This window comes from Leisingera aquaemixtae (genome assembly GCF_006740765.1).
GTDB lineage: Bacteria > Pseudomonadota > Alphaproteobacteria > Rhodobacterales > Rhodobacteraceae > Leisingera > Leisingera aquaemixtae.
In genome coordinates, this window is the sequence record NZ_CP041159.1 from 1,914,639 (window position 1) to 1,927,174 (window position 12,536).

The window sequence follows — 12,536 nt, forward strand, 5'->3', positions numbered from 1 at the left end:
CGAGGCCGCAGACCATGTCTTTCCTGTCCGAGACCTTATCCCGCGTCAAACCGTCACCGACCATTGCGATGACTGCCAAGGCGGCCGAGCTGAAGGCCGCCGGACGCGACGTCATCGGCCTCAGCGCCGGCGAGCCGGACTTTGACACGCCGCAAAACATCAAGGACGCGGCCGTCGCCGCCATCGCCGCGGGCAAGACCAAATACACCGCCCCCGACGGCATCGCGGAGCTGAAACAGGCGGTCTGCGCCAAGATGAAGCGCGATCACGGGCTGGACTACACGCCGGCGCAGGTCTCCGTCGGCACCGGCGGCAAGCAGACGCTGTACAACGCCCTGATGGCCACCCTGAACGACGGCGACGAGGTGGTGATTCCCGCCCCCTACTGGGTTTCCTACCCCGACATGGTGCTGCTGGCGGGCGGCACGCCGGTGATTGCCGAAACCTCGCTGCAGACCAATTTCAAGCTGACCGCGGATCAGCTGGAGGCGGCGATCACCCCCAACACCAAATGGTTCATCTTCAACTCCCCCTCCAACCCCACCGGCGCGGGCTACAGCCGGGAGGAACTGAAGGCGCTGACAGACGTGCTGCTGCGCCACCCGCATGTCTGGGTGATGACCGACGACATGTATGAGCATCTGGCCTATGACGGGTTCGAATTCTGCACCCCCGCCCAGGTGGAGCCGCAGCTTTACGACCGCACCCTCACCTGCAACGGCGTCTCCAAGGCCTATGCGATGACCGGCTGGCGCATCGGCTATGCCGCAGGCCCGGAGAAACTGATCGCAGCCATGCGCAAGGTGCAGTCGCAGTCCACCTCCAACCCCTGCTCGGTCAGCCAATGGGCCGCGGTAGAGGCGCTCAACGGCACCCAGGAGTTTCTGGCGCCCAACAACGAAACCTTCGTCCGCCGCCGCGATCTGGTGGTGTCGATGCTGAATGAAATCGACGGCATCTCCTGCCCCACGCCCGAGGGCGCGTTCTATGTCTACCCCTCCATTGCCGGTCTGATCGGCAAGACCACGCCCGCGGGCAAGGTGATTGAAACGGACGAGGATTTTGCCACCGCCCTGCTGGAAGAGGCCGATGTCGCCGTGGTCTTTGGTGCGGCCTTCGGCCTGTCGCCGAACTTCCGCGTCAGCTACGCCACCTCGGACGCAGCGCTGGAGGAGGCCTGCCGCCGCATCCAGACCTTCTGCGCCGCGCTGGCCTGACAGGAGACAAGGCATGAGCGCCGATCTGCCGGAGTATTATTTCCGCGTCCGTGAAAACGGCGCTTTTGTTTTCCGCGTCGACACCGAAAACCGCCAGCGGCGGATCGAGATGGACCAGATCGCCGTTGTGAACATCCGCAACGGCGAGATCAAGCCGCACGGCCAGCGCCAGCTCAGCGATCAGGACATGGCCGAGATCAAGTCCTGGATGGCGGCCCGCACCGCCACCCTCGCCGCCCGCGATACCGACGATATCCACCGGGCCATCGACCATCTGAACCTGACCGCCCACTGGGCCAACAGCCGCGCCACCGATGAGCAGCTGGAGGATGTCACCGATGCGCTGCTGCTGGCCATGCACGACCTGCGCAGCGTGCTGGTGCGCAAGAAGGCTGATCGGCTGATCAAGGCCCGCGGCGGCGAATAAGCCACCCGCATCGCGGCCGGGTCAGCCGCAAAACAGCGAGCGCACCGAATAAGACCGGAACCGCACCGGCGGCGGCGGCCGGTCCCGGCCGTCCAGCCCCGAAGCACGCGGCGGCAGCAGCGGGTTCCCCAGCAAGAACAGGCTGCGCTGCCATTGCTCCAGCGGCGTTCCCGCCTGCGGACCGCCCAGTTGCAGCCGCCACTGCAGATGCAGTATACCCCGTGACCGCGCATCGCCGCCCAGCCGGAACAGGCCGCTTGCGCTTGCAGGCACAGGCTGCGGCTCCGCGCCCTCCACGCTGGCGATCTGGCAAATGTGCTGGGCCGCCACCGCCGCCTCCAGCCCGCCGCCCGGTTGCTGACGGAACAGGGTGACGGCGTGACCGGCCTTGATGCCAGCCCCGCGGATGGCAAACTCAAGCACCCGCGGCAGCTCAAACCGCTGTGTTTGCGCACCCGGCCCGAACAGCCGGTCCTCGCCCTGCCAGCGTTCGCCGCTGGCAAACCGCAGCACATAGCGCCCCGGCGGCACCAGCACCTTGAAGAATGCGCCGCCCTCGATATAGGCCGCCAGCGCCGCCGCGCCGGTCTCTGCATCGCTGAGGGTGAGGTAATAATCCGCCCCCGCCGGCGTCTTCACTTGCAAGGGAAACACGGCGGGCAGCCCGGTGCGGTTCCACATCAGCCCGGCCCTTGGCGGCGCGGGGCTGGTCTGCGCAGGCACAGCAGCCGGCAGCAGGCAGGCCAGCAGCGCCAGCAGCGCCAGCAGCAGGACCTGCCGCAGACCCGGCCACCGCGTGCTGATGAAATGGCGTCGTGCCATGCTGGCGCCTCCCTGCCGGCGGCAATCTTGCTCCCCCTGTAGCTTACCACAGCGCCGCCGCAGGAAAAGCGTGGCGCAATCAACCTTTACGATATTAACAATCCTTAAACACAACTTAATTACCACACCAATGCCGCTGCCGCCCTGGCAGCCGGGAACGGCACCTGCGGCGGCACCCCGGCGCAATTTCTCTGGTTTTCAGTTACAACAGGATCCCCCATGCAAAAAGTGACTCTGGCCCTGGCCGCCGCAACCGCCTCCGCTTTGCTCACCAGCACCGCCGCTTATGCGGTTGATGCGGCCCCGGTTGCTGATGACGTGATCGCGGCGCAGCGCGCTGCGCTTACTGCCCGGACCAAAGGCGCGGGCTTCGGCCCGCAATCCCCGCGCGACATTGATGCCGCTTCCGGCGCCAACAGCCGCAGTTTTGAACCGGCCCCGCCCTCCACCGCCATGAACCTCTGCAACATCCACTTTCACAAGAACGCCGAACACCGCGGCGGTGAATTCACCACCTATGCCGGCAATGGCGACGGCCAGGGCCACGGCACCGGCTACACATACGACGGCACGCTGACCGCGGCAGAAACCGCCGCGCTGGACCACCCGATCGGCGCCTCCGCCCATGGCGGCCTGCAGCCCGGCGACACGATCGAGGTGCATTACGTCCACTCCACCGCCCAAGTGCAGCCCGGCCCCACGCTCGGCGCCTGCCTCAGCGATGCGATCAAGAACCCCCAGCTGAGGGTGGAGGCGCAGGTGTTTGTGCTGGTGAACGATGACGCCGCGCTTGATTTCGCCGTGCTGGCCGAACCCGGCATGGCCAACGGGCTGCATCAGGCCGTCAATATTCCCAGCTCCACCGGCACCCCGGTGCAATATGCAGGCTCCACCACCGGCCCCGGCTATAACGAGGCTGGCTCCCCCTTCCAGGTGACCTGGAGCGTGCGCCCCAAGGTTGCCAAGGTGAACATCCATTCGGTCGGGAAGTGGCTGGACGGCAATGTCTTTGACGAGGACCACGCGCACGGCGTGCGCAATCTGGTGACCAATCCGGACCTGCTGTCGCACATCACCCGGTAACCGCCTGGACCGCTCCGCCTGGCCTGCTGCCGCCCCGGACGCAGGCCAGGCAAGGGGCTTCGCGCCGCCCGGCCCGCCCGCCCGGCACCGGAACAATCGGCCAGCCGGGACGTTGTTTCTTTGTCCATACGAGAAACAGGAGCAAGACCATGCAACAGGCTCAACACGGCTCTGGCGGCAGCCTCGTCTCGACAAATGACGTCACCGGCACCGCGGTCTACGACAAGACCGGCGAGAAGGCGGGCACCATTGATCACCTGATGATCGACAAGTCCTCTGGCAAGGCCGTTTACGCGATCATGACCTTCGGCGGCTTCCTGGGCCTTGGCGAACGGGAATTCGTGATCCCGTGGGGGGCGCTCTCATACGACAGCGGCCTGGACGGGTTCCGCACCAGCATCACACCGGACCAGCTGAAAAGCGCCCCGGCGCAGTACGAAGGCTGGCACCGCGACCGCAAGCACGAGGAAAGCATCTACGATCATTACCACGTGCCCTATTACTGGTTCTGACCGCGCCTCCCCTATCCCCTATTCGGCGATGTCTTCCGCCCACAGCTCCGGCTTTTCGCGGATGAACCGCTGCATCAGCGCGATGCAGTCCGGGTCCTCGGCGATCACCACCTCGACACCGCGGGCGCGCAGGAATTCTTCATTGCCGCCAAAATTCTGCGTGTCGCCGATCACCACCCGCGGAATGCCGAACTGCACGATGGTGCCGCTGCACATCATGCAGGGCGACAGCGAGGTATAAAGCACCGTATCGCGGTAAGACGTCTGCCGCCCCGCCTTGCGCAGCGCATCCATCTCGCCATGCGCAATCGGGTCGCCCATCTGCACCCGCTGATTGCGCCCCTGCGCCACCACCTGGCCGCCGCGCGCCAGCACTGAGCCGATCGGGCAGCCGCCCTCGTCAAATCCCGCCTTGGCTTCCTCATTGGCAATCCGCAGCAGGCGTTTGTCGTCGTCGGTCATCATGGGCAAGAGGCTTTCCGGTTGAAAATCAGACTGTTCCAGAACCCTGCCCGCAGGGCGCCAGACGGTCAACCCCGCGCCGCGGCGCGCAGCAAGAGACTGGAGCGAACGGCCGCCCCGTGCCACACTCGCCCAGGCCGGGCCGCGCCCCGGCCGATCCTTGGGAGGGCCGCCATGTATGTCGCCGGATTCGTGATCCCCGTGCCGGAAGAAAACTTCGAAGCCTACAAGGCCTGGGCGAAAACCAGTGCCAAGCTGTTCCGGGAATACGGCTGTCTCGAGTCTGTCGATTCCTGGGAGGACAACGTGCCGGACGGCGAGACCACCGATTTCCGCCGCGCCGTCGCCGCCCGCCCGGGGGAGCGGATCGTCTTTTGCTGGCAGGTTTGGCCCAGCCGGGAAGACATGGAAGAGGCCGAAGCCCGGATCGCCAAGGACACCCGGTTTGACATCCCGGTCGAAATCCCCTTTGACCACCGCCGCCTGATCCTGGGCGCATTCTCCCCCATCCACACCATGGGGCGCGGCACCGGGTGGGAGTGACCGGCCCTGCCCGGCCTACGCGGGCTTCGCCCCCACCCGTTTGATTGACTGCCCCCAGAACCGCTTCATCAGGAACAGCCCCGCTGCGGTAAGCCCCGCAACCAGCCCCATCCAGACGCCGGCGCCGCCCCAGCCAAGCACGAACCCCATGACATAAGAGGCCGGGATGCCCACTGCCCAATAGCTGAGCACTGCAATCACCATCGGCACACCGGTGTCCTGCACCCCGCGCAGCAGGCCCAGCGCAACCGCCTGCATCCCGTCCATCATCTGAAACAGTGCCGCCGCCGCCAGCAGGCCCCCGCCGATCAGCAGGATCTGATCCTTCTGCGGGTCAGCCGGGTCAAGAAACAGCGACATCAGCGGGCCGGGGATGGCCAGGAACAGGGTGATCCCCACCACCGAAACCCCCAGCGACATCACCGTCACCACCTTGCCGCCGCGCGCCATATGCGCCCGGTCGCCGCGGCCAAAGGCATTGCCCGCGCGGATGGTGGCGGCATTGGACAGCCCCAGATGCACCATGAACGTCAGCCCCGCCAGCGAGATCGCAATCCCATGCGCCGCCAGCGGCACCGTGCCCAGCCAGCCCATCATCATCGCCGAGGCCGCGAACAGGCTGCTCTCGCTCAGCGTCGTGAGGCCAATCGGCGCCCCCATCCGGAACACCCGGGCCAGCATCTCCCAGTCGGGCCGCTGGAAGTTCTTCAGCAGTTCATGCTCCGGCAGCGCCTTCAGCGCATAGGCCAGCACCAGCGCAAAGGACACCCCGTTGGTCACCAGGGAGGCAATCGCCGCCCCGGTAATCCCCAGCTCCGGCGCGCCCCAGTTGCCGAAAATCAGCGCATAGTTCACCAGCGCATTCAGCACCGCCCCGATCACCGACAGCCACAGCACGATCTGGGTCCGCTCCAGCGCCGCCAGATAGGATTTGGCGACCATGTACAACAGCGCCGGAAAGACCGCCCAGCCGGCGATCCGCAGATACTCTGCCGCCGCATGGGCCACCTGCGGCTCCTGCCCCAGCAAAAGCAGGATCGGCTCCGACCACCACAGCAAGGGCATCGCCAGCGCGCAATAGGCCAGCGACAGCCACAGCCCCATCCGGGTGGAGCGGCGGATCTGCCGCTCCTCGCCCGCGCCGGCCGCCGCCGCCACCATCGGCATTACCGCAAAGGCAAAGCCGGACCCAAGGAGGAAGATCGAAAAGAAATAGGTCGAGCCCAGCGTCACCGCTGCCAGCTCCTCCACCCCGTACCAGCCCAGCATCACCGTATCGGTGAGGCCGATGGCAAACTGCGCCACATGGCCGCCGATCAGCGGCAGGCCAAGAACGGCGATTGCCCGGGCATGGCCGCCGGGGGACATTTCGGAGTGTCGGTTCGTTAACGTGCTCATGAAATCAGCCTTAGGCCCGCCGGAAGGCTCCGGCAAGAGCAGAGTCTCCTTGCCCCCCGCACAGGCCCATGGTGGTATTCTGCACAGACCGCCCCACCGCTTGCAGGAGCCTATTCAAATGACCGACCCCTTTGCGCAGCTGATCCCCGACGCCCGCGCCTTCCTGACGGAGCTGTCGCAGGACAACAGCCGCGACTGGTTCACCACGCATAAGGACCGGTATGAGGCGCAGCTCAAATCCCCCGCCCTGCTGCTGCTGGACGAGGTCGCGCAGGCGATCACCAAACGGACCGGCAGGCAGGCCGTGCCCAGATTGTTCCGCCCTCAGCGCGACGTCCGGTTTTCCAAGGACAAGACGCCCTACAAGACCCATCTGCACATGATGTGGACGGTAAACGGCGCAGGCTGTGCGCTGTTCTTCGGCATCGACCCCAAGTCCTGCACCACCGGCGGCGGCATCATGAACTTCACCAAGGCGCAATTGCCTGTCTGGCGCACCGCGGTCGACGGCGAAACCGGGGATGAGGCCGCAGCCATGTTGGACATCCTCGCGCTCAAGGGCTTTGCCTCTAATGAGCCCGAGCTGAAACGCGTTCCCGCCCCCTTTGGCAAGGCCCATCCCCACGGCCACCTGCTGCAGCGCAAGTCGCTGACCTTCTGGCACGAAATGAGCCCGCGCGAACAGGCCGCCCCGATGGCGGCGCTGATGTCCGCCTATCTGACGCTGGAGCCGATGTTCAAACTTCTGGAAGACGCACTGGAAGCCTGAGCCTCACAGCGCCCGCAGCATGATCTGAAAGGCCAGCACGGCCACCACCCCGCCCGCCAGGATCTCCAGCACCGCGGCAGCGCGCAAGGCACCGGTTCCCTGCATCTGTGCCAGCGCCCCCTTGCGCATCGTGACGGCAGCGGCGGCCACGGCGACCGTGACCGTGGCCGTGCCCAGCCCCATGGCGAAGGCGCCGGCAATCCCGGACCACAAGACGCCCATCCGCCAGGTCAGCAGCAGCAGGAACACCGCCCCGGTGCAGGGCCTCAGCGCCACCGCGCCGATGATCGCCAGCGCGTCGCGCAGGGAGTGGACATTGGCCGCCTCCTCCGCCGTTGGCCCGTGCCGGTGCCCGCAGGAGGAACACACCTCCCCAGCCTCATGATCATGGTGGTGATGGCCGTGGGCGCCGTGTCCGCCAGCCCGGCTGCCCAGCAGCCGCCGCACACCGCGCGCCAGCAGCCACAGGCCCACCAGTGCAATCAGCCCGTAGGACAGCGGCGCCAGCACATCCTCGGCCGCGCTGGTCAGCTGCTCGCGGCCCCAGTCCAGCAGCATCAGCCCGCCCGCCACCAGCAGCACCGCCGTGGCCGCCTGCGCCAGCGAGGACGCCAGCGCCAGCCCGGCCAGCCGCGCCAGGGGCACCGGCTTGCCCATGCCATAGCCGCCGATCACCAGCTTGCCATGGCCCGGCCCGGCGGCGTGGAAAAACCCGTACGCGAAACACAAGGACAACAGCGCCGTCAGCGCCCCCGGCTCACCCGCGCGCAAGGCCCGCAGGCCCCGCGCCATCGCATTCTGCGCCTCCCGCTGGCCTTCCGCCGCCCAGGCCGACACCAGCCCGGCGCCGCCGAACCCCCACAGCCAGACCGCCAGACCCGCCACGCCCAGCGCAGCTATGGCCAGGAAAAAACGCACCTTACGCCCCGCAGCTCAACCGCACGGTATCGGCAAAGGCCTCTCCCACCTCCGGATAGGCGTCCTCTGCCTGGTCCGCAGGCATGGCATAAAGCAGCTCTTCCACCTTGGTATAGGCTGCATCCAGATCCGGCGGCGTGACGCTGGCCTGGCAGCCGCCCGAAACTTCCAGGCCGCCGGTCATCGTGTAAGCGGTGTAATAGCCCGGATCATAGGCCTTGATCACCACGCCATCGGCGGCCTGCGGCTCTGTCAGCACGCGGCGGTGCCGGGTGGTGATGCGCCCGTCCGCCACTTCGGTGGCCAGATGCTCCGGCGCGCCCATTTCCAGCGCTTCGCCCGACCGGGTCAGATAGGTGTCGCCCTGAAACCCCTCGACCCAGGCCATGTCGAACCCCTGCAGCTTTGCCAGCTCCTGCGCCGTCAGCGCGCCGTCGTAATCGCCATCCAGCCCCCGGTCCTCGAAAATCAGCAGCGAATAGAACTCGTCATAGGCCCAAGTGATCTCAACCGCCTCCAGCTGCCCGGAGTCCGAGACAATCACCTTCAGGGCGGTATCGACAAAGATATGCGGATGCGACCCGGCATCCTGCGGGGCCAGCACTGCTGCGGCCAGCAAGGGAATAATACGCTTCATGGGTCAAAGCTTTACGCCTCCGGCGGCAGCCCCGCAACCGCGGGACCGCGCCGCAGGCGGGGATCAGCGCGCCCGTGTGCCGGGATGCAGCGCCTTGCCCAGGATGTGGTCCGACTGATGGATCACGTGATGCGCCTGCCCCACGATCAGCGGATCCGGCACCGCCGCGATCTCCGGATCCTTGCCCGGATACTCCAGCGACGCCAGGAAATGCCGCATGCAGTTGATCCGCGCCCGCTTCTTGCAGTTGGACTTGATCACCGTCCAGGGCGCATCCGCGGTATCGGTGTAAAAGAACATCGCCTCCTTGGCCTCGGTGTAGTCATCCCATTTGCCGAGCGACGCCTTGTCGATCGGCGACAGCTTCCACTGCTTCAGCGGATCGGTCTCGCGTGCGCCGAACCGCCGTTTCTGCTCTTCCTGGGTGACCGAGAACCAGTATTTGTACAGCCGGACACCCGAACGCACCAGCATCCGCTCGAACTCCGGCGCCTGGCGCATGAACTCCAGGTACTCGTTTGGCTCGCAAAAGCTCATCACCCGCTCGACGCCTGCGCGGTTGTACCAGGAGCGGTCATAGAACACGATCTCGCCAGCCGTCGGCAGATGCTGCACATAGCGCTGGAAATACCACTGCCCGCGCTCCTCGTCCGAGGGCTTGTTCAGCGCCACCACCCGGGCCGAGCGCGGGTTCAGGTGTTCGGTGAACCGCTTGATGGTGCCACCCTTGCCCGCCGCATCGCGGCCCTCGAACAGCATCACGAACTTTTCCCCGGTCTCCTGCGCCCACAGCTGCACCTTCAACAGCTCCGCCTGCAGCCGCGCCTTCTCCGCCTCATAGGCCCGGCGCGCCATCTTGCGCGGGTACGGATACTCTCCGCTCTCAAAGGCCCGCCGGATATCCTCCGCGCTTGGCGCCCGCGGCGCGGCCGGCACCGGCTCCTGCCCTGTTCCCGTCCCTGTCCCTGCGGCGCTGTTCACAATCTTCTCTGCTGCGGCGTCCATAAAAAACTCCCTCTTTCAATCTGCGCCGCAACCATACCGCCGCCGCCGCCGCCCTGCCCTGACCTGCATCAAAAGATATGCGGTTTGCACATCAAAAGCGGCCCCCCGGGGCCGCTTGATCCGCTTCATCTGGCTGCAAATATCCCGGGGTGAGGCCCGCAGGGGCCGAGGGGCGGCGCCCCTATTTGTGCCCCCAATCGCCCGGATCGTCCGAATTGTTCGGGCTCAGCCCCAGCACATCCCCCTTGGCAGAGCATCCCAGCCCCAGCACCGTCCGGTTGGCATAGGCGAAATAGGCGGTCACCTGGTTGATCTCCAGGATCTCCCCGTCATCGAACCCCGCGTCCCGCAGCGCCCCGATATCCGCCGCGGTCACGCTGGCGGGTTCTTCGGTCAGCATCCGCGCATAGCCCATCGCCAGCACCTGCGCCGCCTCCAGCGGCGCGGCTTCCGGCTCGCGCGCCTCGATCGCCGCCCGGATCGCCCGCCCGCGCTCCGCGTCGCCCAGCAGCCGCTGCAGGCCTGCAAAGTGATGCTCGACGCAATAGGCGCAATCGTTCAGGGACGAGACCCAGACCCCCAGCACCTCCAGAAACCATTTCGGCACCTTGTTGCCGGTGTGGTGCAGCACATTCTTGTACAGCGCCATGTGGCCTTCCATCGAATGCGGCCGCAGGGAATGCACCATCATGATGTTGTCGACATTGTTGCCCGGCCCGGTCACCCGCTCATACAGCATCTTCAGCTTGCCGGTTGCCTCTTCAAACGGAACGGTCCTGATCCAGGCCATGTCTCTCTCCTTGTGTGTCCGGCATGGAGAGTAGCGGGATCTGACGTGGCGGAAAGACGGAACCGAACGTCACAGATGTTACGCAAGGCGGCACCGCCGCCCCGCGCCTGCCTGCCCCCCGGCAGGCGCGTTCACCGGCGCAACAAGACGCAACGGCAATCATCTATCGCGCCGGGCGCCAAGCCGCCCCGTCACGCCTGCGCCCGCCCAGGCAGGCGCGGGGCTCATCGCTTTACGCCGACGCCTCCCGCACCACCGCGGCAATCGCCGCAAGCACATCCGCCTCGCGGCTGCGGTGGTTGGTAATCGCGGCGCGCAGCATCACGCGGCCCCCTGCCCGGGTGGTCGAGAACACCGCCTCACCGCTTTCCTGCAGGGTCTGGGCAATGCGGGCATTCACCTCCGACTGCGCCTCCGGCGCCAGATCGCGGCGCGCGGTGAAGACGCAGACGTTCGACACCACCGGTGCCCCCAGGGCCATCAGGGGCTGCGCCTCGACCTCTGCCGCCATCAGCGCCGCCAGTTCGCAATTGCCGGTGATCGCTTGCGCAAATGCCGCCTCGCCGTAGGTTTCCAGCGCCGTCCAGACCTTCAGCGCCCGGTTGCCGCGGCTCAGGTCGATGCCATAGTCGCAGAACCACGGCTCGCCGCCCGCCAGCCCGCGCTCGGCGCCTTCCAGATAGGCGGGCCGCGCCGCAAAAGCCGCCCGGTGCTCCTCCTCGTTGCGCAACAGCGCCATGCCGCAGTCATAGCCCACATACATCCACTTGTGGAAATCCAGCGCAATGCTGTCGGCCCGCCCGATGCCATCGGACAGCGACCGGTAGGGCTCTGCCGCGATCCGCGTCCAGGCGCCGAACGCCCCATCCACATGCAGCCACAGCCCCAGCGCCGCCGCCGTATCGGCCAGCGCGTTCAAATCGTCAAACAGCCCCAGGTCCACGGTGCCCGCATTGCCCACCACCAGAAAGGGCACCGCGCCCTCGGTCTTGTCGCTTGCAACCATCTCCGCCAGTGCGGCGCAGTCCAGCTTGCCGTCCGCCAGCGGCACCATCCGCAGGTTGTCCGAGCCGATGCCCAGCAGCTCCACCGCCTTCAGCGTCGCATTATGCACGCCCGCGCCCGCATAGGCGGTCAGCCGCACCGCGCCCTGCCCCTGCTTGCGCAGATCCTTCAGCACCCGCAGCCGCGCCGCCTGAAAGGCAATCACCGTCGCCTGCGAAGTGCCGGTCACCAGAATGCCGCTGGCGCTTTCCGGCATCCCCATCTTGGCCCGCGTCCAGTCCACCACCGCGCGCTCCATGTAGTTCGCGCCGTGGTCGCGCCCGCCCATATTGGCATTGACCGCCGCCGCCGCCAGGCTGCTGATCAGATCCGAGGCCAGCCCCGATCCCTGCACCCAGCCCCAGAACCGCGGATGGGTGTTGCCGCCATGATAGGGCAGCACATCGCGGATGATCCGGTCCACCGCCGCCTGCGGCCCCAGCGCCTCCGCCGTCACCGCATAGCGGGCGCCGATGTCGTCCGGCACCGGCTGCCAGGGGCGGTCCGCCGCCTGCTGCATCTGGTCCAGCGCCGCCTCCAGCATCCGCTGCGCCTCGGCCCGGAACGCCGCCCAGTCCTGCGTCTTGATTCCCTTCTCAGCCACCCGGCGGCCCTCCTCCTGCCCTTCGCTGGCCGAGGTTTAGACCGCAGCCCCCCGCGCCGCACGGAAAATATCGACGCACCCGGATAACCGGAACTTACCTTCGAAGGAATGAAAACGGTTTCCGCGCCGCCGCAGCGAAGCCGCCGCGCCGTCTGCCAGAAAATCCGCCCGGCCCCCCCCCGCCCGCGGCCGTGCAAGGCCCTCTCCGCTCAATTTCCCAGCCTTTGCAAGGCCCCGCCCGGCCTTATCCACAGCCCCCTGCACCCCTCTTCCACCCGGCTGCGACACCTGCCATAATGGCCGCC

General features: G+C 66.8%; 14 protein-coding genes. 6 read left to right on the forward strand and 8 right to left on the reverse strand.

Annotated features, from left to right (window positions below):
- Positions 1-14: 14 nt before the first annotated feature.
- Entirely contained in the window at positions 15-1,217 is a 1,203-nt protein-coding gene (locus R2C4_RS11015) for a pyridoxal phosphate-dependent aminotransferase (RefSeq protein WP_141890662.1), read from the forward strand.
- Positions 1,218-1,230: 13 nt separating this feature from the next.
- On the forward strand, positions 1,231-1,644 hold the full coding sequence (locus R2C4_RS11020; RefSeq protein ID WP_141890663.1) for a hypothetical protein: 414 nt from the start codon (positions 1,231-1,233) through the stop codon (positions 1,642-1,644).
- 21 nt (positions 1,645-1,665) lie between these two features.
- Here R2C4_RS11020 and R2C4_RS11025 read toward each other — a convergent pair whose 3' ends face one another.
- Positions 1,666-2,466 carry a hypothetical protein gene (locus R2C4_RS11025; protein ID WP_141890664.1) on the reverse strand — a complete coding sequence of 267 codons (801 nt, stop codon included), beginning with the start codon at positions 2,464-2,466 and terminating at the stop codon, positions 1,666-1,668.
- Between the two features lie 219 nt (positions 2,467-2,685).
- On the opposite strand from R2C4_RS11025, the gene R2C4_RS11030 reads away from it, so the two are divergent.
- The gene (locus R2C4_RS11030; protein WP_141890665.1) at positions 2,686-3,549 is read left to right on the forward strand and encodes a delta-class carbonic anhydrase; all 864 of its coding nucleotides are present in this window, start codon (positions 2,686-2,688) and stop codon (positions 3,547-3,549) included.
- Positions 3,550-3,698: 149 nt separating this feature from the next.
- Positions 3,699-4,061: a PRC-barrel domain-containing protein gene (locus R2C4_RS11035; RefSeq protein ID WP_058285742.1), complete on the forward strand. Its 363-nt coding sequence runs from the start codon at positions 3,699-3,701 to the stop codon at positions 4,059-4,061.
- An 18-nt stretch (positions 4,062-4,079) separates the two neighbouring features.
- On the opposite strand, the gene R2C4_RS11040 is transcribed toward R2C4_RS11035, so the two are convergent.
- Complete coding sequence (locus R2C4_RS11040) at positions 4,080-4,523, reverse strand: nucleoside deaminase (protein ID WP_244940718.1); 444 nt, start codon at positions 4,521-4,523, stop codon at positions 4,080-4,082.
- Positions 4,524-4,697: 174 nt separating this feature from the next.
- Here R2C4_RS11040 and R2C4_RS11045 point away from each other — a divergent pair, with 174 nt between their 5' ends.
- Positions 4,698-5,066, forward strand: coding sequence for a DUF1428 domain-containing protein (locus R2C4_RS11045; RefSeq protein ID WP_141890667.1), 369 nt, complete (start codon positions 4,698-4,700; stop codon positions 5,064-5,066).
- A gap of 15 nt (positions 5,067-5,081) precedes the next feature.
- Here the strand turns inward: R2C4_RS11045 and R2C4_RS11050 are convergent, their stop codons facing one another.
- Entirely contained in the window at positions 5,082-6,464 is a 1,383-nt protein-coding gene (locus R2C4_RS11050; protein WP_141890668.1) for an MATE family efflux transporter, read from the reverse strand.
- Positions 6,465-6,582: 118 nt separating this feature from the next.
- On the opposite strand from R2C4_RS11050, the gene R2C4_RS11055 reads away from it, so the two are divergent.
- Positions 6,583-7,233: a TIGR02453 family protein gene (locus R2C4_RS11055; protein WP_141890669.1), complete on the forward strand. Its 651-nt coding sequence runs from the start codon at positions 6,583-6,585 to the stop codon at positions 7,231-7,233.
- A 3-nt stretch (positions 7,234-7,236) separates the two neighbouring features.
- Here R2C4_RS11055 and R2C4_RS11060 read toward each other — a convergent pair whose 3' ends face one another.
- The 5 genes from R2C4_RS11060 to R2C4_RS11080 form a co-directional block, all read right to left on the reverse strand.
- Positions 7,237-8,151, reverse strand: a complete 915-nt coding sequence (locus tag R2C4_RS11060) for a nickel/cobalt transporter (RefSeq protein ID WP_141890670.1) — start codon at positions 8,149-8,151, stop codon at positions 7,237-7,239.
- Position 8,152: 1 nt separating this feature from the next.
- A complete protein-coding gene (locus R2C4_RS11065) occupies positions 8,153-8,788 on the reverse strand; it encodes a DUF1007 family protein (RefSeq protein WP_141890671.1) in 636 nt (211 codons plus the stop codon).
- Positions 8,789-8,851: 63 nt separating this feature from the next.
- A complete protein-coding gene (gene ppk2, locus R2C4_RS11070) occupies positions 8,852-9,793 on the reverse strand; it encodes a polyphosphate kinase 2 (RefSeq protein WP_141890672.1) in 942 nt (313 codons plus the stop codon).
- A 181-nt stretch (positions 9,794-9,974) separates the two neighbouring features.
- The gene (locus R2C4_RS11075) at positions 9,975-10,583 is read right to left on the reverse strand and encodes a carboxymuconolactone decarboxylase family protein (protein ID WP_141890673.1); all 609 of its coding nucleotides are present in this window, start codon (positions 10,581-10,583) and stop codon (positions 9,975-9,977) included.
- Positions 10,584-10,815: 232 nt separating this feature from the next.
- Complete coding sequence (locus R2C4_RS11080; RefSeq protein WP_141890674.1) at positions 10,816-12,231, reverse strand: pyridoxal phosphate-dependent decarboxylase family protein; 1,416 nt, start codon at positions 12,229-12,231, stop codon at positions 10,816-10,818.
- Positions 12,232-12,536: the final 305 nt, after the last annotated feature.

Bases quoted from the DNA above. Each gene is read 5' to 3' on its own strand.
- R2C4_RS11015 (WP_141890662.1), top strand. From the start codon at position 15: ATGTCTTTCCTGTCCGAGACCTTATCCCGCGTCAAACCGTCACCGACC.
- R2C4_RS11020 (WP_141890663.1), top strand. From the start codon at position 1,231: ATGAGCGCCGATCTGCCGGAGTATTATTTCCGCGTCCGTGAAAACGGC.
- R2C4_RS11025 (WP_141890664.1), bottom strand. From the start codon at position 2,466: ATGGCACGACGCCATTTCATCAGCACGCGGTGGCCGGGTCTGCGGCAG.
- R2C4_RS11030 (WP_141890665.1), top strand. From the start codon at position 2,686: ATGCAAAAAGTGACTCTGGCCCTGGCCGCCGCAACCGCCTCCGCTTTG.
- R2C4_RS11035 (WP_058285742.1), top strand. From the start codon at position 3,699: ATGCAACAGGCTCAACACGGCTCTGGCGGCAGCCTCGTCTCGACAAAT.
- R2C4_RS11040 (WP_244940718.1), bottom strand. From the start codon at position 4,523: ATGACCGACGACGACAAACGCCTGCTGCGGATTGCCAATGAGGAAGCC.
- R2C4_RS11045 (WP_141890667.1), top strand. From the start codon at position 4,698: ATGTATGTCGCCGGATTCGTGATCCCCGTGCCGGAAGAAAACTTCGAA.
- R2C4_RS11050 (WP_141890668.1), bottom strand. From the start codon at position 6,464: ATGAGCACGTTAACGAACCGACACTCCGAAATGTCCCCCGGCGGCCAT.
- R2C4_RS11055 (WP_141890669.1), top strand. From the start codon at position 6,583: ATGACCGACCCCTTTGCGCAGCTGATCCCCGACGCCCGCGCCTTCCTG.
- R2C4_RS11065 (WP_141890671.1), bottom strand. From the start codon at position 8,788: ATGAAGCGTATTATTCCCTTGCTGGCCGCAGCAGTGCTGGCCCCGCAG.
- ppk2 (WP_141890672.1), bottom strand. From the start codon at position 9,793: ATGGACGCCGCAGCAGAGAAGATTGTGAACAGCGCCGCAGGGACAGGG.
- R2C4_RS11075 (WP_141890673.1), bottom strand. From the start codon at position 10,583: ATGGCCTGGATCAGGACCGTTCCGTTTGAAGAGGCAACCGGCAAGCTG.